This window comes from Cohnella sp. GCM10020058 (assembly GCF_042683485.1).
In the GTDB taxonomy this organism is placed as follows: Bacteria; Bacillota; Bacilli; order Paenibacillales; family Paenibacillaceae; genus Cohnella.
In genome coordinates this window covers 473,925-500,227 of record NZ_JBHUJV010000013.1, presented here as the reverse complement: position 1 = coordinate 500,227, position 26,303 = coordinate 473,925, and the positions used below count along the sequence as shown (strand labels likewise).

General features: G+C 56.8%; 30 protein-coding genes. 29 read left to right on the top strand and 1 reads right to left on the bottom strand.

Going from position 1 to position 26,303, the window contains the following annotated elements:
- Positions 1-93: 93 nt before the first annotated feature.
- The 29 genes from ACFSR7_RS23830 (at position 94) to ACFSR7_RS23690 (ending at position 24,752) form a co-directional block, all read left to right on the top strand.
- Positions 94-534 (top strand): hypothetical protein, encoded by a 441-nt coding sequence (locus ACFSR7_RS23830; protein ID WP_378165881.1) that lies wholly within the window; start codon positions 94-96, stop codon positions 532-534.
- A gap of 159 nt (positions 535-693) precedes the next feature.
- Positions 694-957 (top strand): YqhV family protein, encoded by a 264-nt coding sequence (locus ACFSR7_RS23825; RefSeq protein ID WP_378165879.1) that lies wholly within the window; start codon positions 694-696, stop codon positions 955-957.
- A 124-nt stretch (positions 958-1,081) separates the two neighbouring features.
- Entirely contained in the window at positions 1,082-2,116 is a 1,035-nt protein-coding gene (gene spoIIIAA, locus ACFSR7_RS23820) for a stage III sporulation protein AA (RefSeq protein ID WP_378165877.1), read from the top strand.
- Positions 2,109-2,627, top strand: coding sequence for a stage III sporulation protein SpoIIIAB (gene spoIIIAB, locus ACFSR7_RS23815; protein ID WP_378165875.1), 519 nt, complete (start codon positions 2,109-2,111; stop codon positions 2,625-2,627). Before spoIIIAA ends, spoIIIAB begins: the two co-directional genes overlap by 8 nt.
- Positions 2,628-2,642: 15 nt before the next feature.
- Positions 2,643-2,846, top strand: coding sequence for a stage III sporulation protein AC (spoIIIAC, locus tag ACFSR7_RS23810; protein WP_090113099.1), 204 nt, complete (start codon positions 2,643-2,645; stop codon positions 2,844-2,846).
- A gap of 10 nt (positions 2,847-2,856) precedes the next feature.
- Entirely contained in the window at positions 2,857-3,258 is a 402-nt protein-coding gene (spoIIIAD, locus tag ACFSR7_RS23805) for a stage III sporulation protein AD (protein ID WP_282908289.1), read from the top strand.
- A 2-nt stretch (positions 3,259-3,260) separates the two neighbouring features.
- Positions 3,261-4,577: a stage III sporulation protein AE gene (gene spoIIIAE, locus ACFSR7_RS23800; protein WP_378165873.1), complete on the top strand. Its 1,317-nt coding sequence runs from the start codon at positions 3,261-3,263 to the stop codon at positions 4,575-4,577.
- Between the two features lie 33 nt (positions 4,578-4,610).
- The gene (locus tag ACFSR7_RS23795; RefSeq protein WP_378165872.1) at positions 4,611-5,318 is read left to right on the top strand and encodes a stage III sporulation protein AF; all 708 of its coding nucleotides are present in this window, start codon (positions 4,611-4,613) and stop codon (positions 5,316-5,318) included.
- Positions 5,319-5,335: 17 nt separating this feature from the next.
- A complete protein-coding gene (spoIIIAG, locus tag ACFSR7_RS23790) occupies positions 5,336-5,989 on the top strand; it encodes a stage III sporulation protein AG (protein ID WP_378165870.1) in 654 nt (217 codons plus the stop codon).
- A 49-nt stretch (positions 5,990-6,038) separates the two neighbouring features.
- Positions 6,039-6,839, top strand: a complete 801-nt coding sequence (locus tag ACFSR7_RS23785) for a SpoIIIAH-like family protein (protein ID WP_378165869.1) — start codon at positions 6,039-6,041, stop codon at positions 6,837-6,839.
- A 250-nt stretch (positions 6,840-7,089) separates the two neighbouring features.
- On the top strand, positions 7,090-7,563 hold the full coding sequence (gene accB, locus ACFSR7_RS23780; protein WP_378165867.1) for an acetyl-CoA carboxylase biotin carboxyl carrier protein: 474 nt from the start codon (positions 7,090-7,092) through the stop codon (positions 7,561-7,563).
- 57 nt (positions 7,564-7,620) lie between these two features.
- The gene (gene accC / locus ACFSR7_RS23775) at positions 7,621-8,988 is read left to right on the top strand and encodes an acetyl-CoA carboxylase biotin carboxylase subunit (RefSeq protein WP_378165865.1); all 1,368 of its coding nucleotides are present in this window, start codon (positions 7,621-7,623) and stop codon (positions 8,986-8,988) included.
- 148 nt (positions 8,989-9,136) lie between these two features.
- Entirely contained in the window at positions 9,137-9,544 is a 408-nt protein-coding gene (locus ACFSR7_RS23770; RefSeq protein WP_378119195.1) for an Asp23/Gls24 family envelope stress response protein, read from the top strand.
- 157 nt (positions 9,545-9,701) lie between these two features.
- Positions 9,702-10,265, top strand: coding sequence for an alkaline shock response membrane anchor protein AmaP (gene amaP / locus ACFSR7_RS23765; RefSeq protein WP_378165863.1), 564 nt, complete (start codon positions 9,702-9,704; stop codon positions 10,263-10,265).
- Between the two features lie 15 nt (positions 10,266-10,280).
- Positions 10,281-10,514, top strand: a complete 234-nt coding sequence (locus ACFSR7_RS23760; RefSeq protein ID WP_378165861.1) for a DUF2273 domain-containing protein — start codon at positions 10,281-10,283, stop codon at positions 10,512-10,514.
- Positions 10,515-10,534: 20 nt separating this feature from the next.
- On the top strand, positions 10,535-11,038 hold the full coding sequence (gene nusB, locus ACFSR7_RS23755) for a transcription antitermination factor NusB (protein ID WP_378165859.1): 504 nt from the start codon (positions 10,535-10,537) through the stop codon (positions 11,036-11,038).
- Positions 11,035-11,892, top strand: a complete 858-nt coding sequence (folD, locus tag ACFSR7_RS23750) for a bifunctional methylenetetrahydrofolate dehydrogenase/methenyltetrahydrofolate cyclohydrolase FolD (RefSeq protein ID WP_378165857.1) — start codon at positions 11,035-11,037, stop codon at positions 11,890-11,892. The genes nusB and folD overlap by 4 nt, the downstream gene beginning before the upstream one ends.
- A gap of 15 nt (positions 11,893-11,907) precedes the next feature.
- The gene (gene xseA / locus ACFSR7_RS23745) at positions 11,908-13,278 is read left to right on the top strand and encodes an exodeoxyribonuclease VII large subunit (protein ID WP_378165855.1); all 1,371 of its coding nucleotides are present in this window, start codon (positions 11,908-11,910) and stop codon (positions 13,276-13,278) included.
- On the top strand, positions 13,268-13,531 hold the full coding sequence (gene xseB / locus ACFSR7_RS23740; protein ID WP_378165853.1) for an exodeoxyribonuclease VII small subunit: 264 nt from the start codon (positions 13,268-13,270) through the stop codon (positions 13,529-13,531). The genes xseA and xseB overlap by 11 nt, the downstream gene beginning before the upstream one ends.
- A gap of 53 nt (positions 13,532-13,584) precedes the next feature.
- Positions 13,585-14,448: a polyprenyl synthetase family protein gene (locus tag ACFSR7_RS23735; RefSeq protein WP_378166104.1), complete on the top strand. Its 864-nt coding sequence runs from the start codon at positions 13,585-13,587 to the stop codon at positions 14,446-14,448.
- A gap of 356 nt (positions 14,449-14,804) precedes the next feature.
- Complete coding sequence (gene dxs / locus ACFSR7_RS23730) at positions 14,805-16,700, top strand: 1-deoxy-D-xylulose-5-phosphate synthase (protein WP_378165851.1); 1,896 nt, start codon at positions 14,805-14,807, stop codon at positions 16,698-16,700.
- 4 nt (positions 16,701-16,704) lie between these two features.
- The gene (locus ACFSR7_RS23725; protein ID WP_378165849.1) at positions 16,705-17,610 is read left to right on the top strand and encodes a TlyA family RNA methyltransferase; all 906 of its coding nucleotides are present in this window, start codon (positions 16,705-16,707) and stop codon (positions 17,608-17,610) included.
- Positions 17,611-17,835: 225 nt separating this feature from the next.
- Positions 17,836-18,306 (top strand): hypothetical protein, encoded by a 471-nt coding sequence (locus tag ACFSR7_RS23720; protein WP_378165847.1) that lies wholly within the window; start codon positions 17,836-17,838, stop codon positions 18,304-18,306.
- Complete coding sequence (gene ahrC, locus ACFSR7_RS23715) at positions 18,303-18,752, top strand: transcriptional regulator AhrC/ArgR (RefSeq protein WP_378165845.1); 450 nt, start codon at positions 18,303-18,305, stop codon at positions 18,750-18,752. The genes ACFSR7_RS23720 and ahrC overlap by 4 nt, the downstream gene beginning before the upstream one ends.
- Before the next feature lie 41 nt (positions 18,753-18,793).
- The gene (gene recN, locus ACFSR7_RS23710; RefSeq protein ID WP_378165843.1) at positions 18,794-20,491 is read left to right on the top strand and encodes a DNA repair protein RecN; all 1,698 of its coding nucleotides are present in this window, start codon (positions 18,794-18,796) and stop codon (positions 20,489-20,491) included.
- Between the two features lie 120 nt (positions 20,492-20,611).
- Positions 20,612-21,940, top strand: coding sequence for a SpoIVB peptidase (spoIVB, locus tag ACFSR7_RS23705; RefSeq protein ID WP_378165841.1), 1,329 nt, complete (start codon positions 20,612-20,614; stop codon positions 21,938-21,940).
- 221 nt (positions 21,941-22,161) lie between these two features.
- Positions 22,162-22,986 carry a sporulation transcription factor Spo0A gene (gene spo0A / locus ACFSR7_RS23700; protein ID WP_378165839.1) on the top strand — a complete coding sequence of 275 codons (825 nt, stop codon included), beginning with the start codon at positions 22,162-22,164 and terminating at the stop codon, positions 22,984-22,986.
- A 304-nt stretch (positions 22,987-23,290) separates the two neighbouring features.
- Complete coding sequence (locus ACFSR7_RS23695) at positions 23,291-23,965, top strand: hypothetical protein (protein ID WP_378165837.1); 675 nt, start codon at positions 23,291-23,293, stop codon at positions 23,963-23,965.
- A 70-nt stretch (positions 23,966-24,035) separates the two neighbouring features.
- Positions 24,036-24,752: a hypothetical protein gene (locus tag ACFSR7_RS23690; protein ID WP_378165835.1), complete on the top strand. Its 717-nt coding sequence runs from the start codon at positions 24,036-24,038 to the stop codon at positions 24,750-24,752.
- Positions 24,753-25,113: 361 nt separating this feature from the next.
- Here ACFSR7_RS23690 and ACFSR7_RS23685 read toward each other — a convergent pair whose 3' ends face one another.
- Entirely contained in the window at positions 25,114-26,271 is a 1,158-nt protein-coding gene (locus tag ACFSR7_RS23685) for a DUF4062 domain-containing protein (protein WP_378165833.1), read from the bottom strand.
- Positions 26,272-26,303: the final 32 nt, after the last annotated feature.

Sequence of the window (26,303 nt, the reverse complement as noted above, 5' to 3'; positions counted from 1 at the left end):
CCTGCCTCCTTCCGACCCTATGGAGGTCATACCTGTCGAATTACAATTTGTTTTTGTTGTCGGCGGTATTATCCATTAAAGGAGGAAGCGCGTTTGAGCGAGCAGGTGCTGGAGATGATTTTGGTAGAGTTGAAAGGGATGTCGGGACGGCTGGACGGAATCGATCAGCGTCTGGATGGCATGGATCGGCGGTTCGACGCCATTGATGAGCGGTTGGACGGCATGGATCGGCGGTTCGACGCCATTGATGAGCGGTTGGACGGCATGGACCAGCGGTTCGACGCCATTGATCAACGGTTGGACGGAATGGATCGACGGTTCGACGTCCTGGAGACGACGTTGAATCAAGTGGCGGTCGCCGTCATGGACACGAACGAGCGGCTTTCGAAGGTCATGGACGTTCAAGAGGAGCATGCGATCGCGATCGATTCGCTGCAGACCGAGCAGTCCAGGCAAGGCAAAGCGATCGAGGCGCTCGCCTTCCGCGTGCTGGAGCACGATACGGAGATCAGGGCTTTGAAGCGAGCAAAATAGCAGGAAAGTATGGCAGACTCGTCCGGCAGCGGACGGGTCTTTTTTTGCGTTTTCAAATGAATCTCTCATTTTTCGCGGAGATAGGCAAGTTGTCCGGCTTCGCCGCATAGCGTATTACCACGGACATGATTCGAGTTAGCGAAAGGAGGTGAGAGCGGCTTGGATAAATCCGTATTCAGCATGGCGCTGCTCCGGATTTTGTCCGGGAGCATCGAATTGACGGCGGCGCTGGTCATGCTGAAGCTCAACGACGTCACCAAGGCGCTGAGCGTAAACGCGATGCTGGCGCTGGTCGGACCGCTGATTCTGATCTCTACGACGACGATCGGCCTTGTCGGCATGTCGGACAAGCTTTCTCCCGTCAAATTAATCTGGATCGGCGCGGGAGTCGCCTGCCTCTTGATCGGCATTCTCAAAAAATAAGCGGGCCCTATCGCCCAATCTATTAACGAAAAAAAGAGATTTACTAAGCATAAAAGAGAAGTGTCCAAGCATATGCATGGAAGAGCGAAGGACAACATGCTTACGCCGGAAAGGGGGAGGACGCTTGTCGCTGCCGTTGCTGGAACTGTTCCCCGCCGGTCTGCGGGGGCGGCTGGAGAAGCTGCCGGAGTCGGTGCTGCTGTCGCTCGAAGAGATTCGCGTCAGAGAGGGAAGGCCGCTTGAGATCGGCTTCGGCGGCGGCTCGGCATTCGTTTGTCCGCAAGGGAAAGCCACAGCGGACAGCGCCGAAGCCTACCGCCCGACCCGCGAAGACTGCAGGGCTTTGCTGGAACGCGTGACCAACCATTCGCTATACGCAGTTGAAGAAGAGCTTCGGAGAGGCTATGTGACCGTCGCCGGCGGCCATCGGATCGGACTGGCAGGCCGCACTGTGCTTGAGGGCGGACATGTGCGCCATCTGCGGGACATCGCGAGCTTCAATATCCGAATAGCGAGGGCGCGTGCCGGCTGCGCGTCGAGCCTGCTGCCCGAGCTGTTGGATCCGGTCGCACGCACCGTCAAACACACCTTGATCGTATCCGCGCCGCAGCAGGGCAAGACCACGCTGCTGCGGGATCTGGCACGCTCGATCAGTACCGGTGAGTGGTATCACCCCCATGCGCAGCGCTGGGGAGGCCGTAAGGTCGGCGTCGTGGACGAGCGCTCTGAGATTGCGGCCTGCGACCGCGGCGTGCCGGCATTCGACCTCGGTCCGCGTACCGACGTGCTCGATGCTTGTCCGAAGGCCGAGGGACTTATGATGCTCGTGCGATCGATGTCGCCGGAGGTCGTCGTGGCCGACGAGATCGGCCGTCCGGAAGACGCGTACGCGCTCAAGGAGGCGCTGCATGCCGGCGTACGGGTCGTCGCGACGGCGCATGCGCTTGACCTGCGCGACGTGTTCGCAAGGCCCGTGCTGGCGGAGCTCGCAGCCGAAGGCATGTTCGGCGCCTATGTCCTGCTGTCGCGCTCGGGCGGCATCGTGAGACATCGCGTCGTCGGCGCAGAAGAGGCGGAAGCGGAGGCTCGCAAGTCTGCCGGCTGCAGGTCCGTGCCGGTTATCCGGTCGCCGAACGGAGACGGGGTGCGCCATGCTTAAGCTGGTAGGCGCGGCGCTCATTCTGTTCGCGGGCACGATGATCGGCTTTATGCAGGCTGCGAAGTTCGCGCAGCGGCCCCGGCAGATCCGGCAGCTGCTCCATGCGCTGCAGCGGCTGGAGACGGAGATCGGCTACGGTCAGACGCCGCTGCCAGAAGCGCTCTCCCGGATCGCGGCCGCGCTGACGGCGCCGGTGTCGGCCCTGTTCGCGGAGGCGTCCGTCCGTCTGGCTTCGGGAACCGGCGAGACGGTGTCGGAGTGCTGGGAGCGGGCTTTCAAGGCAGGCTGGCCGGCCACTTCGATGCGGCCGCCGGAGCGGGATACGATGCTCAGGCTCGGCGAGACGCTTGGCGCGAGCGGTGCGGAGGACCAGCTGAAGCACCTGAAGCTGGCGATGCATCAGCTGCAGGCAGAAGAACAGGCGGCACGCGAAGACCAGCAGAGATACGAGAAGCTGTGCCGAAGTCTGGGAGTGCTCACGGCCGCCCTGGTCGTCATTCTCATGATGTAGTAGGGGGCCGTATTCATGAATATCGACGTGAGCACGATTTTCCAGATAGCGGGCATCGGAATCATCGTCGCGATGATTCATACCGTGCTCAAGCAGATGAACAAGGAAGACATGGCGCACTGGGTTACGGTGATCGGATTCGTCGTCGTGCTGTTTATGGTCGTCCGGCTGCTGAACGATCTGTTCCAGGAGATCAAGACGATCTTCCTGTTCCAGTAGGCGACCGCCTATGGACATCCTGCAGATCGTCGGCATCGGATTGTTGACGGCTATCCTGATTCTCGTCATCCGCGAACAGAAGCCGATGTTCGCATTTCTGCTGGCGACGTTTTTCGGCATCGCGATTTTCCTCGCGCTGATCGGCAAGATCGGCGGCGTCGTCTCGATGATCGAGGAATTGGCCGACCGCTCCGGCATTCAGTCCGTGTACCTCAAGACGATGCTTAAGATCATCGGCATCGCCTATATCGCCGAGTTCGGCGCCCAGATCGTACGCGACGCGGGGCTCGACAGCATCGCCTCGAAGATCGAGTTCGCGGGAAAAATGCTGATCCTTGTCATGGCGGTGCCGATCATCAGCATTATCATCGAGACGGTGCTGGGATTGCTGCCGGCTGGGGGAGGGGCTTGAGAATGCGTCGTACAGAATGGCTCGAGCGCCGGACAGGCTGGATCCCGTTTATCCTGCTCATGTGCGCCATGCTGCTTTCTTTCTGGCCCCGACCGGCCGATGCTGCTGCGCAGGAAGGGCGCCAATCCACCGTCGGCGCACCGCGCTCGGAGGCTGTCGTTGCCTCGGACAAAGACGGCACCTACGGCACATACGGCACAGACGATACCGATCCTGGAGCGCTGTCCGACGAGCTGGCAAAATCGCAGACCGACGATCTCAGCCTTGGACAGATCGAGCAATTCTGGAACAAGCTCAAAAACGACTACGGCGGATATTTTCCGGAAGGCGAAGCGCCTACGCTGCGTGAACTCATGTTTCCGAAGGACGGCGAAGGGTGGAGCGTGAAGGATGTTCTGCTGGCGCTGGCGCGTTTTTTTCTTCACGAGGTGTTATACAGCGGCAAGCTGATCGTCACGATTGTTTTGCTGGCCATCTTCACCATGCTCCTGGAGACGATGCAGAGCGCGTTCGAACGTCAGGCCGTCAGCCAGGTCGCCTATGCTATCGCTTATATGGTTCTGCTTATTATCGCCGTTAACAGCTTCCGAACGGGAGCGGGCTATGCGGCTGCCGCGATCGCGGGAATGGTGCAGTTCATGCTCGCGATGGTCCCGCTGCTGCTCACCTTGCTAGCCAGCACGGGGGGCGTGACGACCGTCGCCGTCTTGCATCCGGTTATCGTGTTCATGGTCCACTCGATCGGTACCGTCATCCACCTTGTCGTGTTTCCGCTTTTGTTCTTCTCGGCGGTACTGCATCTGGCCAGCACGGTATCCGAGCGGTTCAAGGTCACGCAGCTCGCCAATCTGCTCCGTACGGTAGCCGTCGGACTACTCGGGGCGATGCTGACCCTGTTCCTGGGCGTGCTGTCCATCCAGGGCGCTACGGGCGCAATCGCGGACGGCGTCGCGCTTAGGACAGCGAAGTTTGTTACAGGCAACTTCGTGCCGGTCGTCGGGCGCATGTTCTCGGACGCGGCGGATACCGTGTTGTCGGCAAGTCTGTTGGTCAAAAACGCGGTCGGCCTCGCCGGCGTCGTCATCCTGATTTTTCTGTGCGCCTTCCCGGCAATCAAGATTTTGACGCTTGCGCTGATCTACCGCTTGTCCGCTGCGGTGCTCCAGCCGCTTGGAGACACGCCGATTGTGCAGTGCCTTCAGGTCATCGGCAAAACGCTCGTCTACGTATTCGCCGCGCTCGCCTCAGTAGGTCTTATGTTTTTTCTGGCGGTGACGATCGTGCTGACGGCGGGCAACGCATCCATTTTGATGAGATAAGCCGGACGGCGTTTCCGGAGGGAGGCGACTACCGTGGTTGAAGCGCTCGGCGGCTGGCTTCGACAAGTCGTGGCAGCAGTCCTTCTGGCTGCGCTGATCGACTTGCTGCTGCCGAACCGAACGATGCAGCGGTACGTGCGTCTCGTGGCGGGACTGTTCATCCTGCTGACGCTGGCCGGACCGCTGCTCTCCTGGATCCAGGGAGATATGGACGTCAAGCTGGCTGCCGGGATCGAATGGGCGGAGCGAGAGCCGGTAGACGGTGAAAACGGAAGTCAGCTGGAAGCCATCATGGCGGAAGCGAAACGGATCGGAGCCGGAAGGGACGAACAAGCCGCCAAGCTTGCCGTATCCGGACTCGAGGCTCAGATCAAGGCAGCGGTGGAGCAGGAAGAGAACGTCAAGGTCGATTCGGTCGAGGTTCGGGCCGAGCCGGCGCCGGACGGAACGATCGCGGTGGACGCTGTAAAAGTGCGCCTGGCGGCGCCTGGAGCGGAGATCACGGCGGACAGCGGCGAGCAGATCGCCGAGGTGGAGCCCGTCTCGCCAGTCGTCGTCGATATCGAAGTCGGCACGGGCACGGACGGCCGAAGCGAGATCGAAGGCGAACGGTCGGTACAGGCGGCCGCGCAAGCGGAGATTGCGGCGAACGACGGGCGAGACGGGCGGATTGCGGCGCTCATCGCCGGACGGTTCGGTATCGGGACGTCCAAGGTCGAGGTTGTCGTACCGGGCGGATGACAGGAGGGAGCAGGATTATGGCCAAGTGGCTGCACAAGCTGGAAACCTATATCGGAGGCGGGCCCGGCGGCCCCAAGCGGGTGAAGACGTTTCGCTGGCTCATCTTGATCGGGCTTGTCGGCGCCGCTCTTATCCTGGCTTCCTCGTTCATCAAGATGAAGCCCGTGACGCCGCCGAGCGGGGATGGCGCCGTGCCGCCGGGGGACGGAGACAAGTCGGCCCAGCAAGAGACGTTTCTCGGCGCGGGAGAAGGCAAGGACTACCCCTTCGCCGAGATCGAGACGCAGCTCGATATCCGGTTGAAGGAGATGCTTGAGAAAATCGCCGGCGTCGGTACGACCGACGTCATGGTGACGGTCGATTCGACGGAGGAGACGGTCGTGCAGCTGAATGAAAAGAAAACCCAGCAAATTACCGACGAAACGGACAAAAACGGCGCCAAACGCCATATCACAGACGTAACGCAAGACGGACAGGTCGTGTTATACGAGGTTTCCGGCGGCAAATCGCCCATCGTCATCAAGAAAATCAAGCCTCGGCTAAGAGGCGTGCTAATCGTGGCGAAAGGGGCCGAGAGTCCGACCGTTCGCCGGATGATCTCGGAGGCTGTCGCATCCGGATTGGACGTACCCATTCACCGTGTGTCGGTCATGCCGCGCACGGCAGAGTAAGGAAGAACCAGGCAAGACCATTTCCCAATATGCAGGAGGTCAAAAACAAATGAACAACAAACGGCAAACGATCTGGCTCGTCTCGATGCTCTCGCTCATGGTCATCCTTTCCGCCTACTACCTGTTCACCGAGGATGTCACGCAGCCCGACCGCACGGCGCAGGAGCAGAAGCTCGCTACGGACGCGACGGGCGTGACCGGCACCGCGAAGGACGACGGCATCGAGATTTCGTCCGTCGACGGCGCCGGCGGCCTGAGCGACGATGGCGCGGCAGCCGCCAGCGGCGTCGACAAGTCCGCCGCCGGCGGAGCTGCGACGGGCAAGGGTGCGGCCGCATCGCCCGACGCTTCCACGGCGCCGGACAAAGAAACGGCGGCATCCGCCGGCACATCGTCGGGCACCGACAAGGAAACGTCCGCTTCTCCGGATGCCGGCAAGGACGGACAATCCGCGGTATCGCCTGCCGACAAGGAAGTGCTGAAGGGCATGAACAACCTGTCCGCGCGCGAGCAGTTCGACCAGATTCAACTCGATCGCGAGCAAGCGGCGTCCAAGGCTTATGAAGATTTGGATAAAATTCTCGCGGACAGCTCCAAGACGCAGGAGGAGGCGGCTTCGGCGGCCGAAGAGCAAGGCCGCATCACCGCTACCGAAGAGCGCATCGCAAGCCTCCAGGACAAACTCGTGTCCGACTACGAGAACGCAGTCGTCAAGCAGGAGGGCGGCAAGTTCGAGATCATCGTGCAGGCGGACGCGCTCGACTCGAAGCAGGCGGTCAAGATCGTCAAGCTCGCCACCAAAGAGCTGAGCGTAACGCCGGATGCCGTATCCGTGCAGTTTATCCAGTAATCCGAATCGGCGCGCCGGGCATACCGGCCAGGAGCCGGCCCGCGGGCCGGCTCTTTCCATTTCTTTCGATTATGTTATAATGAGTCCGTTATGGGTACGTACAGGCTTTGCTATTCATACGAAGACAGGATGGGGCCGTACACCGGCTCAGTATGAACGGCGGCTTGCTTTAATTGCCCTTTGAACGAGGGCGGCGAGGCCGCTTGGATTTCATACGGCAAATGAGACAGCCAAGGAGCGTAGGGCGAATATGTTCAAACTTAGCGAAATCAAGGAATTAATTAAACTCGTGGATCAAACCTCCGTGCATGAGCTCGAGATCGAAAACGAAGGCGCGAGGATCTCCATCCGCAAACCCGGGCGCACGGAGGTTGTGAACGTGCAGACGGCAGCTTCGGTTCCTCATACATACGTACAGGCGGCACCGGCTCCTTCGGCGGCGCCGGCCGAAGCGTCGCAGCCCGCCGGCCGCGACCTGTCGGGCCTGCACCAGATCGTATCGCCGATGGTCGGCACGTTCTATCGCGCGCCGTCTCCGGACGCGCCGTCGTTCGTGAACGAAGGCGACAAGGTTCACGACAAGACGGTCGTGTGCATTCTCGAAGCGATGAAGCTGATGAACCCTCTCGAAGCCGAAGTGAAGGGCGAGATCGTCGAAGTACTGGCGCAGAATGGCCAGCTCGTCGAATTCGGGCAGCCGCTGTTCCTCGTCAAACCGGAATAACGTGCGCTATTTCCGGCCCGTATCAGGCGGCCGGAACTACGAAGGGGGACTTGTGCTTTGAATATCCATAAGATTCTGGTGGCCAACCGCGGCGAGATTGCCGTGCGCATCATCCGCGCCTGCCGCGAGCTGGGCATCTCCACGGTGGCCGTATATTCCGAAGGTGACCGCGAGTCCCTTCACCTGAAGCTTGCGGACGAAGCCTATTGCATCGGGCCGATCGCTTCCAAGGACAGCTATCTGAATCTGACGAACATCATGAGCGTTGCTACGCTTACCGAATGCGACGCGATTCACCCCGGCTACGGGTTCCTTTCCGAAAACGCCGATTTCGCGGATATTTGCGAGACGTGCAATATTGTATTTATCGGACCGTCTGCCGAAGCGATCAGCCGGATGGGCGACAAGTCGGTCGCCAAGCAGACGATGAAGGACGCGGACGTACCGGTTATTCCAGGGTCCGACGGGCTCGTCGATGATATCGACGAGGCGATCCGCGTCGCGCGGGAGATCGGTTATCCGGTCATTATCAAGGCAACGGCGGGCGGCGGCGGCCGGGGCATTCGTATCGCCGAGGACGAAGAGATGCTTGTACGGGAAATCTCGACCGCGCAGCAAGAGGCGCAAAAGGCGTTCGGCAATTCCGGCGTGTATCTGGAGAAATATTTGACGGGCATGAAGCATGTCGAGATTCAGATTATCGCGGACAAGCACGGCAACGTCTGCCATCTTGGCGAGCGCGACTGCTCCGTGCAACGCCGACGCCAGAAGCTGGTCGAGGAAGCCCCTTGTCCGGTCATGACGCCCGAGCTGCGGGAGCGCATGGGCACGGCGGCCGTGCGCGCGGCGCGCGCCGTTAACTATTCAGGCGCCGGGACGATCGAGTTCCTGCTTGGGCCGGACGGCAATTTCTATTTCATGGAGATGAATACCCGCATCCAGGTCGAGCATCCCGTCACCGAGCTCATCACGGGCATCGATCTGATTAAAGAGATGATCTCCATCGCCGAAGGCCGTCCGCTCAGTTTTACACAGGAAGAAGTCCGCTTCGACGGCTGGAGCATCGAGTGCCGCATCAACGCCGAGGATCCGGATCGCGGATTTATGCCTTCTCCGGGCAGAATCAGCTTTTATCTGCCGCCGGGAGGTCCGGGCGTGCGCATAGACAGCGGCGCTTATCAAGGCTACATGATCTCGCCTCATTACGACTCGATGATTGCCAAGCTTATCGTTTGGGGACCGACGCGGGAAGAGGCGATCGCAAGAGCCCGCAGGGCGCTGGGCGAGTTCATGATCGAAGGGATCAAGACCACGATTCCGTTCCATCTTAAGCTCCTTAATCATCCGATTTTCAACAAAGGCACGTTCGATATCAAGTTCCTCGAGGAGCATGATGTGGATGCGCCGTATGGCGAAGAAGCCTAGAGCTTCCGGGACCGGTCAATGAACAGGCGGGCGCGTTGCGCCCTTCTTTCGACGCCGGCATGGAGGTTTGTCATAATTCTTGGCCTTTGCTATAGTATTAATAATGGAGGCCTGGCCGACGACAAGACGCGAGGAGGTGGACCAGCGAATGGAAACATTGGTGTCTGATTACGAGAAAACCGACATGGGGACCATCCAGATCGCACCCGAAGTCATCGAGATCATCGCGGGGCTGGCAACGGTAGAAGTGGAAGGCGTCGCAGGTATGAGCGGCGGCATCTCCTCGGGCATCGCCGAACTGCTGGGGCGCAAGAATTTGTCCAAGGGCGTCAAGGTTGAAGTAGGTCAAAGAGAAGCGGCGATCGACGTATCGATCATCGTAGAGTACGGCAGGCGGATCACGGAGATCGCTTCGGAAGTTCAACACGGCGTCAAGCGCTCGATTGAGACGATGACCGGCCTGAACGTCGTCGAAGTGAATGTTCATGTCCATGACGTGCTTTTTAAGCCTGCGGAGAAGATCGAAGAGGAAGATGCGCAACTGCGCGTGAGATGACGCCGGCGTTGCCGGACATGGCAGTCGTCTCTCTTGGAATTGCGGGTGACGGCGCCTTGATGGCCTGACCTTACGAGGGAGGGCGCATCGGGCGCTTTTTCGACCATATAGGCTGTTCGACGCTTAGGGTAGGTCCATGACAGGAGGAGTCGGTTACGTGTTGAAAGTATGGGACAGGCTGCTGCTATTCATTTATTCCTTGGCGATCGTCGCCGCCTCGGCATTTGTCGTCGCGGTAGCGCTCGGCGCTTTTTCGATGGAATGGCTGACCGAAGTCGTCGATCAGACGACCGGCGATTACCGGCCGCTTCAGATCGCGGTGATTGTCGTGGCTGCCGTTATGATCCTGATCAGCCTGCGTTTCCTCGTGCTGTCCGTCGGACGCTTGAATAGCACGGCGCCGACGATTAACCAGCGCACGGAACATGGAGATATCCAGATATCCATCGAGACGGTCGAGAATCTGGCGCTTAAGGCAGCGTCCCGTTCTAAGGGCGTGAAGGATCTTCGCGCGCGCGTCCGGATTGCGGAAGCGGGGCTGCACATTACGATTCGCGCTTTCGTGGACGGAGAAGGCTCGATTCCGACGTTGTCCGAGGATATGCAGCGCACGGTTTCCCAGCAGATTGAAGAGACGACCGGCATTCCCGTTTCGGATGTGACCGTGTATATCGCTAATGTGACGCAGGCGCCGACGACATTCAAAAGCCGCGTGGAATAGGAGGCCTAGCCATCCATGTGGAGAATATGGTGGGACAATTACGGTGGCCGGACGCTCGGCGTCGCCGCTGGCATGCTTTGCGGCCTTATTTATTTAATCGTCGGATTCTGGGACATGCTGTTTTGCGCACTGCTCGTCGGCATCGGCTTTGCCGTCGGCAAGCAGCGGGACGAGCGGCGGGGCCCGCTTTTTCAATGGGGCAGATTGACGGAATGGCTGACCGACAGGTGGCCGGGCGGACGTAGTTAAGACTTAATTCGGGAGGATTCATGAAGCGCAGATTGGCGAGAGAAATTGCGGTACAGAGCCTGTACCAGATGGAAATGAACGGCGTGTCGGTGCAAGAGGCCGTCGATGCCGTTATGGAAGAAGCGAAGGGCGACAACGAGATGGAGACGGAGGTCGCCGAGCTGGCGGCCGTTGACGGCTTCACGCGTGAGCTCGTATTAGGCGTGAAGTCGAATCAGGATGCGTTGGACGCCCAGCTGGCGGGGTATTTGACCGGCTGGCAGGTCGACCGGCTGTCCCGGGTAGACAGGCAAATTTTAAGATTGGCCGCCTACGAAATGAACCATCGCGAGGACGTGCCCGCCAAGGTCGCCGTGAATGAAGCGATCGAGCTTGCCAAGCACTTCGGCACGGACGAATCCGGCAAGTTCGTCAACGGCGTGCTTGGACGGTTGATCCGCGAGCGCGGTCAAACGAAAGGCAAAGATGCCGCAGCAGAAGAAGCCGGATCTGACCCCGCTGTTGAAGGAGAGGAACGAGCATGAGCGCGCAAATCATTGACGGCAAGAAAATCGCTGGCGAGATCCGCCAGGAGATCAAACGGGAGACCGAATCTCTAGCGGCGAAGGGCGTACGCCCCGGACTCGCCGTCGTGCTCGTCGGCGAAGATCCGGCATCGCAAGTATACGTACGGAACAAAGCGAAGGCTTGCGAGGAGCTCGGATTTTACTCCGAGGTGCATCGCTTGTCTGCCGAGACGACGCAGGACGAACTGCTGGCGCTTATCGACCGGCTGAACGCGCAAGCCGATATAAACGGCATTCTCGTTCAGTTGCCGCTGCCTAAGCACATCGAGGAAAAGGCCGTTATCGACGCAATCTCGGTGGAAAAGGATGTCGACGGCTTCCACCCCGTAAGCGTTGGCAATCTGCTGATCGGCGACGACGCGCTGCAGCCGTGCACTCCCTCCGGTGTCATCGAGCTGCTGAAGCGTACGGGCAACGCGCCTTCGGGCAAGCATGCGGTCGTCATCGGGCGCAGCAATATCGTGGGCAAGCCCGTGTCGATCCTGCTCCTGCGGGAGCACGCGACCGTAACGATCTGCCATTCCCGTACGCCGGATCTGCCTGCGGTCGTCCGCGGCGCGGACATCGTCGTGGCTGCCGTCGGCGTACCGAAACTGGTTAAGGGCGACTGGGTGAAGCCTGGCGCCGTCGTCATCGATGTCGGCGTCAATCGGCTGCCTGACGGCAAGCTCTGCGGCGACGTCGATTATGACGATGTCGCGCCGGTTGCCGGTTGGATTACGCCCGTACCGGGCGGCGTCGGACCGATGACGATCACGATGCTGATGATGAACACGCTGAAGTCGGCAAAGCAAGCGCACGGCATCGAATAGGACGGGGGCGATTCCATGACGGATCAACCGGCCCGCGTCCTCAGTATCAGGGACGTCAATCGCTACATCAAGATGAAGCTCGAAGGGGATCCCAAGCTTCAGGATATATGGCTGCGCGGCGAGATCTCCAATTTCACACACCATTCCAGCGGTCATATGTACTTCACGCTCAAGGATGAGAGCGGGCGGCTTAAGAGCATTATGTTCGCGTCTCACAACCAGCGCTTGCCATTCCGTCCCAAGGACGGCATGAAGGTAATTGCGCGCGGCGGCGTGTCGGTCTACGAGCGGGACGGGCAGTACCAGTTTTATGTGACGGCCATGCAGCCCGACGGCATCGGCAGCCTGTTCCTCGCCTATGAGCAGCTGAAAAAGAAGCTTCATGGCGAAGGGCTTTTCGACGAGGCTGTCAAACGCCCTATTCCTAAATATCCGAAAGCAATCGGCATCATTACTTCCCCGACGGGGGCGGCCGTACGGGATATCATCATCACGCTGCAACGCAGGCATCCGACGGTAGCGATCGTGCTGTACCCGGTATCCGTTCAAGGGACTGGCGCGGCGCAGTCGATCGTGAAGGCGATTCAGGCAATGAACCGGCTGGCGGAGACGGACGTGCTGATCGTCGGCCGCGGCGGAGGCTCGCTCGAGGAGCTGTGGGCGTTTAACGAGGAAGCGGTCGCGCGCGCGATTCGGGCGTCGGCGATCCCCGTTATTTCTGCTGTCGGTCACGAGACGGACTTCACGATTGCGGACTTCGCGGCCGATCTCAGGGCGGCCACGCCTACGGCTGCCGCAGAGCTGGCTGTGCCTCATGTCGCCGAGCTGCAGGAGCGGCTTGGGCATCTGGAACAGCGGATGGCGCGCTCGCTCGGCAGCCAGCTCGGCCGCGCCCGGGAGCGATACCGTCATGCCGCCAGGTCGCCGTATTTTACGCAGCCCAGGCGTTCGTTGCTGGCTTCGGCCGAACGGCTCGATCGGCTGCGGGACAGACTTGGCTACCGTGCCGGCGCGCTCGTCGACCGCAGCCGGGAGAAGCTCGCGCGCCTCAACGGACGGCTGGCCGGGGCGAGCCCGACCGAGCAGGCGGTCTACGCGCGCAGGCGCAAGGAGTCCGCTGAAAAGGCTTTGACCGCGGCTATGCGCGGTATCGTGCGGGACGGCCGAAGCGCCTTCGGCTCCGCGATCCGTCAGCTCGATGCGCTCAGCCCCCTTAAGGTCATGGCGCGGGGCTACAGTCTGGCTTATGACGAAGAAGAGAAAAAACTGCTGCGCTCCGTGCGCGAGACGAAAGCCGGCGACCGGCTTGTCGTGAGGCTGGCGGACGGCAAGCTGACTTGCAGCGTAGCGGCGGTTCATGGGGAGGCGAATTCGAATGAGCAATGAATCGGAGACGGCGCTTTCCTTCGAGCAGGCGATGGAAAGGCTTGAAGGCATCGTATCCAAGCTGGAGAGCGGTGACGTGCCGCTTGAAGCGGCGATCGAGCTCTATCAGGAAGGTATGTCTTTGTCCAGACTGTGCGGTCAAAAGCTGGAGCAGGTGGAGCGTCGGATCGAAATGCTGATGGAGGACGGAGACGGCTTGCAGCGCAAACCGTTCGCGCCGCAGCAGGGAGAGGCAAGCGGCAAAGGAGAGTAATCGAACAGGTGCAGACGGAAGAACTATCGGTCTATCTGGCGTCCCGAAAGACGATGGTCGAGCAAGCGCTGGAAAATGCGATACCCGGGGATTGGCGCGTAAACGGACGGCTAAGGGAAGCGGCCATGTATTCGCTTGCCGCAGGCGGCAAGCGTCTTCGCCCGATTTTTGTGCTGGCTGCGGCAGAGGCCGTTCGCGGCGACGAAGAGGCAGTAAGACTGGCGATGCCGTTCGCCGTCGCCGTGGAAATGGTGCATACGTACTCGTTGATCCACGACGATCTTCCCGCGATGGATAATGACGATTACAGACGGGGCATTCCGACCAATCACAAAGTGTTCGGAGAAGCGACGGCGATTTTGGCCGGCGACGGATTGCTGACGCATGCTTTTTATGTCGCTTCCGAAGCTGCGGCACTGGGCGTGCCGGCCGAGCGGGCGCTCGCCGTTGTCCGAGACTTGTCCCGGATGGCAGGCTTTCCGGGTATGGTCGGCGGACAAGCCGACGATATGGAAGGCGAGCAAGGAATCACTGGCATCGGTCAGCTCGAGCATATTCACTTGCACAAGACAAGCGATCTTATCGCATTCTCCTTGCGGGCGGGCGGGCATGCGGCAGGCGCCACCGACTTGCAGCTGGAAGCGCTTGGACGCTTCGGCACGAATGTGGGCCTGGCCTTCCAGATCCAGGACGACATTCTGGATATTACGGGCGATCAAGACAAGCTAGGCAAGCCCGTGGGCAGCGACGAGCGACAGGGCAAAGTCACATATCCTTATTTGATCGGCCTTGACGAGAGTCGCAGGCGCGTCGCGGAGCTGACGGAGCAAGCGATCCAAGCAGTCAGATCTGCTGAGCTCGCCCACTGCGGACGATTGGAGCAAATCGCCAATCGACTGATTTCCAGGGACAATTAGAACCAGCCGGCACGACTCGCCGGCGCAACCAAGCATTTTCTCAGCGGTCCTCAGCCATGCAGGGCCGTAACGGAGATGCTTTTTTGCTGTTTAATGTGACGTTCCGATGGGTAAAACTGTCGACAGGTGTGTTCCGCTTTCGGCGCGCCGTCTTTTCATACATAGGGATCGGCTTAAATTTATCTTAATGACACCCGGCGGATTGCAGATTCGTATGCAAATGGGAGGGATTAGGGAGAGCGGAGGAGTTTTTAAACGGTCATTATGCTATAATATGTTTAGACTAAAATCGACGAATCGTGATACGTTGACTAAATTCAACATAGCAATCGTTTTTGGAAAGCGGGGAATTCCTATTGCTGCTCGACAGCATCCATAGTCCAACCGACCTGAAGCGGCTGTCCATGTCAGAGCTTCCTCAGTTGGCCCAAGAGATCAGACAATTCCTAATTGAAAAGCTGTCCGCAACGGGCGGGCATCTGGCGCCTAATCTGGGCGTCGTCGAGCTGACGCTCGCAATGCATTATCTGTACGACAGCCCGACGGACAAATTTTTGTTCGACGTGGGGCATCAGGCGTACGTCCACAAGATGCTCACCGGACGCATGGACCGGTTCGACACGTTGCGGCAAAAGGACGGATTGTGCGGCTTCGTCAAACGCTCGGAGAGCGAGCATGACGTGTGGGAGGCCGGTCACAGCAGCACCTCTCTGTCCGGCGCGATGGGCATGGCGCTCGCTCGCGATATGCAGGGCCGCTCCAACAAGGTGATCGCGGTAATCGGCGACGGCGCGCTCACCGGGGGAATGGCACTCGAGGCGCTTAACCATATCGGCCACGAAAAGCGCAAGCTCACCGTCGTTCTGAACGACAACGAGATGTCCATTGCGCCGAATGTGGGTGCGCTCCACAATTATTTGGGCAAGGTTCGAAGCGACAAGACATACCGCAAAGCCAAGGACGAATTCGAATGGCTGCTCCGCAAGGTTCCGGCGATCGGCGGTAAGCTTGCCCGGACCGCTGAGCGTCTCAAGGACAGCCTGAAGTACCTCGTCGTACCGGGCATGCTGTTCGAAGAGTTCGGCCTCAAGTATTTGGGACCGGTTGACGGTCACGATACGGAGAAGCTGATCGAAGCGTTCCGTCAAGCGGACAATTGCGAAGGTCCTGTGCTCGTTCACATCCTCACGGTCAAGGGGAAGGGCTATTCCCCGGCGGAGGCGGATTCTCACAAGTGGCACGGGATTACCGGATCCTACAAAATCGAATCGGGCCAGGTGCTCAAGCCGGTCGGCCCGCCGATGTACACCGAAGTGTTCGGCAATGCGCTGATCGAGCTTGCCGAGAAGGACGATCGGATCATGGCGATTACGCCGGCCATGCCAGGCGGCTCCGGCTTGCTTGGCTTTGCGCAGCGCTTCCCAGGACGGATGATTGATGTCGGGATCGCGGAGCAGCATGCAGCCACGATGTCCGCAGCGCTGGCGATGGAGGGCATGAAGCCGGTTTATGCGGTTTATTCGACCTTCTTGCAGCGTGCCTATGATCAGGTGGTCCACGATATTTGCCGCCATAATGCCAACGTGATTTTCGCCATCGACCGCGCGGGCTTCGTCGGCGGCGACGGCGAGACACACCAAGGGGTTTACGATATCGCGTATCTTCGTCACATTCCGAATCTCGTGCTGATGATGCCGAAGGACGAGAACGAGCTGCGCGGGATGATGGGGACGGCTGTCGCTTATGACGACGGTCCGATCGCGATCCGTTATCCTCGCGAACAAGGTCGAGGCGTCGCGATGGACGATGAACTGACCCCGATCCCGATCGGATCCTGGGAAGTCGTGCGAGACGGAGACTATGCCGCGATCCTCGCGATCGGCCCGATGGTTCAAGTCGCCGAGGAAGCGGCAGACCTTCTCAAGCGCGAGGGACTCAGCGTGCGTGTCGTCAATGCGCGCTTCGTCAAGCCGCTTGACGTGGCAATGCTGGCTCAGCTTGCCAAGGAACACCTGCCGATGCTTGTGCTAGAAGAGGCGGCGGTCGCTGGCGGACTCGGAAGTGCGATTCTCGAGCATTACGCGGAGCATGGTTTGAAGCCGACCGTGCAGCTTGCGGGCATTCCGGACCGATTCATCGAGCATGCGACGATCAAGGAGCAGCGTGCCGAAGTTGGCCTGACTGCCGAAGAAGCGGCGAAGCAGGTTCGGGCGTTCGCGCTGCTGAAGCGTCAGCGGCAGACGGCGAACTGACGCGATGTCGACGATAGCCAAAGAGCGAATCGACACACTGCTCGTCGAACAAGGCTTTTTCGAAAGCCGTGCCAAGGCGCAGTCAGCCATCATGGCGGGACTTGTCCTCGTCGGCACCGAGCAAGTAGATAAGCCTGGAACCAAGATTCCGCGCGATGCATCGCTGACCGTCAAAGGCGCCGTCCATCCCTATGTGAGCCGCGGCGGCCTCAAGCTTGAAAAAGCGATTCGAGCGTTCGGCATCGACTTGAAGGATACGGTTATGATGGACATCGGCGCGTCGACCGGCGGATTTACGGATTGCGCCCTTCAGCATGGCGCTTCGTTCGTCTATGCGATAGACGTCGGCTACAATCAGCTCGATTGGAGCCTACGACAGGAGCCACGGGTCTGCGTGATGGAGCGCTGCAATTTTAGGCATATGACGCCTGATCAACTGACGGGCCCGACGCCGGCTTTTGCGACGATCGATGTATCTTTTATATCCCTGAAGCTTATCCTGCCCGCGCTGCGCCCGCTGCTTGGACCCGGAGCCGGTACCGTCGCGCTCATTAAGCCTCAATTCGAGGCTGGCCGCGAGCAGGTAGGCAAGTCTGGCGTGGTACGCGATCCGGACGTTCATCTGAGCGTTCTGCGGGCAGTGTTGTCCGTTGCGAATGCGCTCGGCTTTGTGCTCCAAGGCCTGACGTATTCCCCGATTACAGGGGGCGAAGGCAATATCGAATTTCTGGCCTATTGGCGCATTCCGGAACCACGTTCCGAGCAGTCGGAAGGGGAACGGCCGGCGAATGAACACGCTGCGGCGGTGATGTCCGAAGGACAGGGTGAACGGATCGACTACGCGAGCAGCGACAGTCTGCTGCGAATCGTGGTCGAAGAAGCGGGAGCCAAATTCAGGCATCGCTCATAGTGACCGCCTTGTTAATGTGTTAAGCCAATAGGATTAATTGACTCTCCGATATCGGCAATCGTTCCCGGACGCAAGGCCGTTAGGGTACTTACGATTCCGCGTCCGCCGAAGCACGGCCGGCCGGTAGGCGCGCTAGCGCCCTCCGCACCGGTTTTTTTGCTTGCTCCGATAGAGGAAACCCGGCTAGACGCCGCGAATGAATGAGAAAGCGGAGGAGGCGGGGCGATGGCTCGGTTCGGAGACGGCCTGATATTTGCGGCCGCTGTAGCGGCGATAGTATGGTGGATCTGGCGGAGGTTCAGGCATTGGCTGCACGAGCCGCCGAGCTCTCGGCTGCGCAGGCTTGCACGAGACGGCGCGTTAGATGCCGAGGACGAAGGCGCGGCGCTGTTGCTCGAGCACGGCTACGAAGCGCTCTCGGGCAAGCACCGGATTCCTCTGGGCGTATCGGTCGATGACGGGCCGTACGAAGCGACACGCTTATATTTTGATTATGTGGCCGCCAAGGAAGAACGGTATTATCTGGTAAAGCTCGAACGGGCGAGACAACCGATGGACTGGACGGCCAGCGGGATCCGCGAGCGGCTGCTCGTTTACGCGCTTTTGTTTCCCGAATGCGAAGGCATCATCGTCGCCGATCTGCGCGACAGGACGCTTAGAACGGTTAAATTCAAAATAGAGGAGGGCAAAGAATGAAAGGTCAGCGGCAAAGGAAAATTCGCGAGCTCATCGGCTTAAGCGAGGTCGAAACGCAGGAAGACCTGGTAGAAGCCCTCCGCGCTCAAAGCTTTAATGTGACGCAAGCTACCGTCTCGCGCGATATTAAGGAGCTGCAGCTCATCAAGGTGCCGCTTGGGGATGGCAGGTATAAATATGCCATGCCTCAGGATCAGCGATTCAACCCGACGATGAAACTGAAAAGGGCAATGATGGACCATTTTATCCATGCTGAGGCCGCCGAGAATCTGGTCGTCGTCAAGTGTCTGCCGGGAACGGCCGGCACGATTGCCGCGCTGCTGGACGGTATGGATTGGCCCGAAATCGTCGGCACGATCGGCGGAGACGATACGACATTGCTCATATGCCGCACAAAGGTGCAGGGCGAAGTCATCGTCAACCGCATTTTGGACATTATTCGTTAGTAGCCAGGCGACCTGTGCCGGCTGGGGAGGATGAGCGTCATATGCTGCAAGAGCTGTCCATTCGCCAATTGGCGGTAATCGAAAATATTCGGGTATCGTTCAAACGGGGCTTCGAGGTGCTGACAGGCGAAACCGGCGCCGGCAAATCGATTATCATCGATGCGCTGGGCCTGATCGCGGGAGGACGCGGGTCCGCCGAGATGATCCGGCACGGCTGCGACAAAGCCGAGATCGAGGCGGTATTCGACCTCGATCCTGCCCATCCAGTATGGGGCGTGCTTGACCGGCACGGCGTGAACGCCGACCCGCAGGAGGCGCTGTTGGTACGCCGCGAACTGCAGGCCCAAGGCAAATCGTCAGCGCGCGTCAACGGACAGCACGTCACGCTGACGATGCTGCGCGAGATCGGCGAGAACCTCGTCAACATCCACGGGCAGCATGAGCATCAGTCCCTGCTGCGCACCGACCGCCATTTGGAATGGCTGGACTCCTTCGCGGGAGACGCCATCGCCTCGCTTAAGTCCGAATATCAGAACCGGTACAGAGAGTATGCTACGGTCAGCCGCGAGCGCCGGGAGCTGGACGAGCTCACTCGTCAACAGATGCAGATGCTGGACCTTTACCGGTATCAGCTTGAAGAGATCGCCGAAGCGCGTCTGAAGCCGGGCGAGGACGAGTCGCTGGTGGAGGAGCGGCGGAAGCTTTCGTATGCCGAGAAGCTGGCTGAGTCGGCGACCGAGGCCTACGACTTGCTTTACGGCAATAAGGGGCTAAGCGTCATGTCCAAGGCCATCGCCAAGCTGGAGGACATCGTCAAGGTAGATCCGGCGAAGCTTGGACCTCTCGTGGAACAGCTTCAGTCCGCTTATTATGCGGCGGAAGACGTCGCTTACCAGCTTCGCGATTATAAAGAAGGCATCGAATTTAACCCCGAGCGTCTGTCCGAGATCGAGATGCGGATGGACCTTTTGTTCGGGCTTCGCCGCAAATACGGCGAGAGCGTGGCGGACATCCTTCAATATTATGCCCGAATTCAGGAAGATACGCAGCGCCTCGAAAATCGCGACGAGCTTCTGAAGGAGCTCAACGAACGCGAAGTTCGTTTGGAGAAGGAGCTCCGTTCGCTCGCCGAACGTCTGGGCGCCATCCGCAGGGAGACCGCCGCATTGCTCGCCGCGGAGATCGAGCAAGAGCTAAAGGGGCTCCAAATGGAGCGGGCAGTATTCGAGGTACGGCTGGTAAGCACGGAGCATTTGAGTCCGACGGGAACCGATGCGGCCGAATTTCTGCTGTCCACGAATCCCGGCGAGCCTCCTAAGCCTCTTGCCCGCATCGCGTCAGGCGGCGAGATGTCTCGCGTCATGCTGGCGCTAAAAGCGATATTTGCCCGAATCGACCAAATTCCGGTGCTCGTATTCGACGAAGTCGATACGGGCGTGAGCGGACGCGCTGCCCAATCGGTCGCCGACAAGCTGTCCCGGCTTGCAGCGCATTGTCAGGTATTTTGCATCACGCATCTGCCGCAGGTCGCCTGCATGGCCGACGATCAATTCGAGATCGCCAAGCGAGTCACCGACGACGGCCGTACCTCGACCCGCGTCCGGATGCTTGGCGCCGAAGAGCGCGTGGAGGAGCTCGCCCGTATGCTGGGCGGCGTGGAAGTGACCGATCGGACCCGCCATCATGCGCAAGAAATGTTAACGCTGGCTGAAGCTCAAAAATCGCGCCAGGACGCGTAAATTCGTGATTCGAGGAAGGTTTTCGGCAACATAAAAGGGGGAGGCCGCGGTTACCTTATAGTTACGTCGCCGGGCAGTGTCACGGTTCGCCGGTGTAGTCTGTAGGGAAGTGGTGAGAACTTGAACGGGAAGACCTCTTGGCGTCGCGTTTTTGGTCTATTCCTAGCGCTTATTCTAGGATTTGCCGTCTGTTCCGCACCGATGCGTCATTATGCCGCATTCCCGAACGAGCTTCGGTTGTTCGAGGGACAAGACAAGCACCTTCATTATGCGATGCCCGTACACGCGCAGGGCTCGCTGGATTCGACGGTCGCTGAAGTCAATGGCTCGGCAAGTGCGAACGTGCGGATCGATCTTAATCATCCGGTGTCCATTCATTCCAAACGCAGCGGTCAAACCGAACTCAAGCTTAAGCTATTCGGCCGAATACCGTTCAAAACCGTCAGACTGCAGGTCGTACCGGATCTCAAAGTCATTCCCGGCGGCCAAACGATCGGCGTTAAAGTGAAGTCGGCTGGCATTATGGTTGTCGGGCATCACCTCGTTCAGACGGGGAGCCAGTCTCGTGTATCGCCTGGCGAGGATGCCAAGCTACGGATGGGGGATCTGATCGTTTCCATCAACGGGGAACCGGTCAACGACGTGAAGCGCGTTGCGCCGTTCGCGAAGCAAGCCGGTACGACGGGGCATCCGCTCAAGCTTGTCGTGCAGCGGGGCAAGTCCCAATTTCGAACGACGCTCACGCCGGTTTACGATCAGGAAGACAAGGCATGGCGCATTGGTCTTTATATTCGGGATTCAGCGGCCGGGGTCGGTACCTTGACCTTCTATGCGCCAGATCAAGGCGTATATGGCGCGCTCGGTCATGTGATCACCGACATGGACACGCAGACGCCGATTACGGTGGGCAGCGGGCAGATCCTGCAGTCGAATGTCACGTCCATCGCCAAAAGCGAAAATGGAGATCCGGGCGAGAAGCGGGCGGAATTCGTACCGGGCAGCAAGACGCTTGGCAATGTGGAACGAAATACGCCTTTTGGGATCTTCGGTCAAATGGGCGAGCTTCCGGGACATGCCTACCAGGCGCAGCCGGTACCGGTCGCTTTCGCCGAAGAAGTCAAGGAAGGACCGGCCGAGATCTGGACGGTCGTCGGCGGCCAGAAGGTCGAGCGCTTCAAGATCGAGATCGTGCACGTATCAAGGCAGTCGTCTCCTGCAACTAAAGGGATGGTCATCCGTGTTACGGATCCGGACCTTATCAAGCGGACGGGCGGCATCGTTCAAGGGATGAGCGGCAGTCCGATTTTGCAAAACGGCAAGCTTGTCGGCGCCGTTACCCACGTATTCGTCAACGATCCGGCATCCGGTTACGGCTGCTACATCGAATGGATGCTTCAAGATGCGGGCATTATGCTGAAGCCGGGTCAAGCAAAATCCAAGGCGGTTTGACGCCTTGGATTTTCATGTTATTTTAAACGACATCGTCTTGTCGAAAAAAAACGAAATAGATCGCCAAATGACGTAAATTCTTTATTATATGTTATGTACATAAAAAAATAAAGAAAAAAATTCCGATAAGAAGGAATTGCAAACGCTTTGTCGAATTCGGATAAGCAGGGAACGGTGAGCGTTTCTAACATTATCTTAAGCTTGTGAGGGAGGATACAACATTGCCGCGGATCGAAGTATTTCTTGCAGATGATAACCGTGAATTCACCAACCTGCTGTCCGAGTACATCGAAGAGCAGGAGGACATGACCGTCATCGGCGTGGCGTACAACGGAGAAGAGGTCATTCGTCAGCTGGAAGAAACCCGGAATATTCCGGATGTGATGATTCTGGATATTATTATGCCTCACCTGGACGGCCTCGGCGTATTGGAAAAGCTGCGGGACTTGAACTTGTCCCCCATGCCCAAGATCATCATGCTCACCGCATTCGGCCAAGAGAACATCACACAACGCGCGGTACAGCTGGGCGCCTCCTATTATATTCTGAAACCGTTCGACATGGACGTGCTCGCGAACCGGATTCGCCAACTTGCAGGCACGCCGTCGCAGATTCCGGTATCCGTCAATTCGTCCGCATCCTCTTCCTTCAGCGGCGGTTCGCGCTCTAATATCGTGCCGATCGGCAAACCGAAGAATCTGGACGCAAACATCACGAGCATCATCCACGAGATCGGCGTACCGGCGCATATCAAAGGTTACCAGTACCTGCGCGAAGCGATCACGATGGTTTACAATAACATTGAGATACTGGGCGCAATCACCAAAACGCTGTATCCGGCCATCGCCGAAAAGTTCAAGACGACGCCGAGCCGCGTCGAACGCGCCATCCGCCATGCGATAGAAGTCGCCTGGACGCGCGGCAACATCGACAGCATCAGCCACCTTTTCGGCTATACGATCAATATCGCCAAGTCCAAGCCGACGAACTCCGAGTTCATCGCGATGGTGGCCGACAAACTTCGGATCGAGCACAAGGTATCGTAATCCCGCGTGGGAGTAAGGACGGAGGGTTTTAACGTAAGGGTTTTACGTTGAAGTTTATCGGCTGATTAGCGTCAGGGTTCCGATAAATAAATCGTCGCGATTCCGGTTAAACTAACGAAGTACACCTCGATTCTTGCGCATATTTATCGGTCGTCTAACTGCGGATATTTTATCGTAATGGGATGCGAATAGCAACGGCTGGATACGGAAAGGACGCCTTCGGGCGTCTTTTTTTCGTTGAGAATTACGCGACGTTCTGTCACAATATACGTATGTAAATAAACGGTAAATACGGGGGATACATATGAAACAAGTCGTTTATGCCAGCGCCTTATTTGCGATCATTCTAGCAGGTTGTAGCGCAGAAACTTCCGCAGTGTCCAGTAGTTCCGCGAGCCAAACGTCGGCTGCAGCGTCGTTAGCGTCGTCAACACCGCCATCACCTTCTCCAAGCCCGTCAGAAGCCGCGAAACCGACCGAAGCACCTTTCGACTGGGTGACGGCCGAATTAACGGAAGAGAACGTCAGGAAGGCGCTAGCGGACGGAATTAGCATCGGATCGGCATTTCCGGTCAACGACGATACGGTTCGAAAGATAGTCGCGAATGATTGGGGCAAGGATTCGTTAATTTACGTCGTAGTTAACCCCGGATTTTTTCTAGACGAAAAAGACTTCGTTAAACGGTCAGGTGGATCGTTGATTGCTTATTCAAAAATACTGTTTGAGAATCCAAACGTTGCTGAAGTCTCGGTACAAACTCGAATAGATAATGTAGGTGGCGGGGAAAACAGGGCTGTCGATATCTCTTGGAGACGTGAGAACATAGAGGGAGTAGACCCGGACAAAGCCTTAGACGACTTAATGGGGGATTATACCATAGCCTATCAACTCGCGCGGGCTTATTCGATCGACAAAGAATTATACGATGCTCTTCCGGATTTCGGATTGCCCCAACGTTTGGATCCCGCGATTAAGTAACTAATTGTTAAAGAGTCATACATCACTTTTTTGCATTGGGCCTTGAAGCTGTATGATAGGGAGGGACTTTGTGAATATACCTACCGAACTAACAGAGGGATTACTTTTCGAAGGTGAAGCAAAAGAAGTTGAATTTTTAGAGCATATTATCCAATGGCACGAGTCGATGTACATAGAGGAAAGTACAGATTACACAGAAATGCAATTATTTTTACAGCTTTCGTTATTTCGTTCAAAGCTGATTCTAAGCTCATTTTTGCAATCATGTGAATTGAGAAATCCTCTAACTACGGCCTTATTGGTCAGAACACATTATGAAACTACCGGAGGGTTAGCTTTCCTAAAGAAGCGTATTAATAGTTATCACTTTGGAGGAATTGATGAAGATGCTTTAAGGATATCCGTGTCTAAGCTCTTGAGGGGGACTCGGACGAAACAAGCATTTTCTCCGATTGCGGAAAATCGTATTCATGATTCTGTAAACGTAATGACTTTAATCGACGCTGTTGATGACTTTACAAAAAAACAAGCACTACCGTCGCCTATTTTTCGAGAGTGCTACGATAAACTATCTGAAATTTGCCACCCTAATTTCATTGGATTATCAATAGGTTTTGATTTGAGCGATGAAGGGAGGACGGTAAGGTATCTAAAGGACTTTCCAAGTTTGTCACCAGGACATTACCATTATTATGACTTTGCGCTTTCGTTGACTATATTTAAAGAACTTTTTTTGTCTTTACGGTTGCAGCTTCAGGAGGGATTGCATGACGGATCAGCAGAATAGTTGACCGAACACAAGCTAGCATAATAGCGTATAAATAAAAGCCCCGTATGACCCGTGTTATTACTACGCGGATCGTACGGGGCTTTTTTTGCGTTTAGCGAATGTTTAACGCTTTCTTGCGAATAAAGTAGAGGACTTCCGCGAGGCCAACGAGGAGGGCTCCGAAGAAAAGGTATACGCCGACCCATGTTAACAGCAGTGTCCACGTAGTCTCTTGAATCGCGACAATGATTCCGATAAGGAATTGCATGTAACCGATAATGCGTAACGCGTTAACAAAGCTGCCCTCGCTATGGACCGTTCTTCTTCGTATAATTTATAACTTCCGATCAACTGACAGGAAAAACTAGACGGGATTTTTTTAAAATTTCAACCCAAGGTCATCCTCAAAATTCTCAACTGCATTGGTATCCCATATTTCAATACTAAACAACTCTGGATCTATGGCCGAAACAATAGATAGACCTTTTTGCAAAAATAAGTTAGCCCTTTCTTTTAGTTCCGTGTGTTCGCCTTCCAAGCAAATTACAAACTTTATCGGGACAGCTTCTATAATTTTATAATCACTTAATAACACTCGAATGTCTGCTAATCTCGGTTTTACCTCCTCAATATCTTCTAAAATACTAAGAATGATGAGTTCCTTATATGTTTCTCCATCTTCCTCGAAGATAAAGTAAGGATTAAATTCTCTTGGTGGTGGGGGAATTCGTATAGATTTCGGTCTTATTTCTTCGGATTCCTCTTTAACCCCCTCTTCGTTATCCTCTTCATTGACTCCCCAGGAAATATAGCCTTTAGTGTTTACTCTTGATGCTTCTAAGGTGTCTAGAATTCTATCAATTCTATCTTCAAATGGGACGTCTCCATCATCATATGATTTTTCGGTTTTCTGCGCTTCTTTTGCATTGTTCGATTGAGTAATACTCTGTAATTTGCTTTTTAGCTTTTTATTTTCATCCATCAATTCTGCGACCAATTTTGTAAGCTGATTAACGTTCTCTATTTCCTTGCCTGAGATCCATCCACTTAAATTATCGTCATTTTTAAAATCACCCAAGGCTTGCAGAATTGTTAATTTAATGTCTTTTGTATCGTCAAAGAAATGAGATATCCTACTCAATACTGTTGATTTGAAATCGTTGTATGCTTGAGTATTTTCCCTTTCGAGGGCTGCTGCACCCATGGATTTTATTTTTTCATCCAATGCCCTATCTTTTATTACGACAGAAAACCGAGGAATTCCGAGTGTTCCGGCAAGGTCGTACTCCCAGTGGGTATAGCTTTTCTTTGATACGGGCTCAATTGCACCGTATCTTCCGCCAAGAATGAGCAGATAAACATCTGATTCTCTTATCCACCTTTCAATAGTGTCCTTTTGGGATTGATCCGCAGGGGTAAAGAGTTCCATTCCTGCAGGGATGTGGCCAGCTCTTAAAACAGCTTCGACGGCTGCTTGTCTTTCTTCTTGCAAATCAATAAACGTAGATGAAATGAAAACCTGAAGCTTCTTGTTCACAGATGTTATCCTCCTAAAAATAAAGACCGCAA

What these genes read in the sequence shown, in the direction of transcription:
- nusB (WP_378165859.1), top strand. Translation starts at nt 10,535, where the DNA reads ATGAAGCGCAGATTGGCGAGAGAAATTGCGGTACAGAGCCTGTACCAG.
- ACFSR7_RS23785 (WP_378165869.1), top strand. Translation starts at nt 6,039, where the DNA reads ATGAACAACAAACGGCAAACGATCTGGCTCGTCTCGATGCTCTCGCTC.
- ACFSR7_RS23760 (WP_378165861.1), top strand. Translation starts at nt 10,281, where the DNA reads ATGTGGAGAATATGGTGGGACAATTACGGTGGCCGGACGCTCGGCGTC.
- spoIIIAD (WP_282908289.1), top strand. Translation starts at nt 2,857, where the DNA reads ATGGACATCCTGCAGATCGTCGGCATCGGATTGTTGACGGCTATCCTG.
- accB (WP_378165867.1), top strand. Translation starts at nt 7,090, where the DNA reads ATGTTCAAACTTAGCGAAATCAAGGAATTAATTAAACTCGTGGATCAA.
- ahrC (WP_378165845.1), top strand. Translation starts at nt 18,303, where the DNA reads ATGAAAGGTCAGCGGCAAAGGAAAATTCGCGAGCTCATCGGCTTAAGC.
- ACFSR7_RS23770 (WP_378119195.1), top strand. Translation starts at nt 9,137, where the DNA reads ATGGAAACATTGGTGTCTGATTACGAGAAAACCGACATGGGGACCATC.
- spoIIIAC (WP_090113099.1), top strand. Translation starts at nt 2,643, where the DNA reads ATGAATATCGACGTGAGCACGATTTTCCAGATAGCGGGCATCGGAATC.
- ACFSR7_RS23735 (WP_378166104.1), top strand. Translation starts at nt 13,585, where the DNA reads ATGGTCGAGCAAGCGCTGGAAAATGCGATACCCGGGGATTGGCGCGTA.
- recN (WP_378165843.1), top strand. Translation starts at nt 18,794, where the DNA reads ATGCTGCAAGAGCTGTCCATTCGCCAATTGGCGGTAATCGAAAATATT.
- ACFSR7_RS23720 (WP_378165847.1), top strand. Translation starts at nt 17,836, where the DNA reads ATGGCTCGGTTCGGAGACGGCCTGATATTTGCGGCCGCTGTAGCGGCG.
- ACFSR7_RS23725 (WP_378165849.1), top strand. Translation starts at nt 16,705, where the DNA reads ATGTCGACGATAGCCAAAGAGCGAATCGACACACTGCTCGTCGAACAA.
- folD (WP_378165857.1), top strand. Translation starts at nt 11,035, where the DNA reads ATGAGCGCGCAAATCATTGACGGCAAGAAAATCGCTGGCGAGATCCGC.
- spoIIIAB (WP_378165875.1), top strand. Translation starts at nt 2,109, where the DNA reads ATGCTTAAGCTGGTAGGCGCGGCGCTCATTCTGTTCGCGGGCACGATG.
- ACFSR7_RS23695 (WP_378165837.1), top strand. Translation starts at nt 23,291, where the DNA reads ATGAAACAAGTCGTTTATGCCAGCGCCTTATTTGCGATCATTCTAGCA.
- spoIIIAE (WP_378165873.1), top strand. Translation starts at nt 3,261, where the DNA reads ATGCGTCGTACAGAATGGCTCGAGCGCCGGACAGGCTGGATCCCGTTT.
- spoIIIAG (WP_378165870.1), top strand. Translation starts at nt 5,336, where the DNA reads ATGGCCAAGTGGCTGCACAAGCTGGAAACCTATATCGGAGGCGGGCCC.
- xseA (WP_378165855.1), top strand. Translation starts at nt 11,908, where the DNA reads ATGACGGATCAACCGGCCCGCGTCCTCAGTATCAGGGACGTCAATCGC.
- xseB (WP_378165853.1), top strand. Translation starts at nt 13,268, where the DNA reads ATGAGCAATGAATCGGAGACGGCGCTTTCCTTCGAGCAGGCGATGGAA.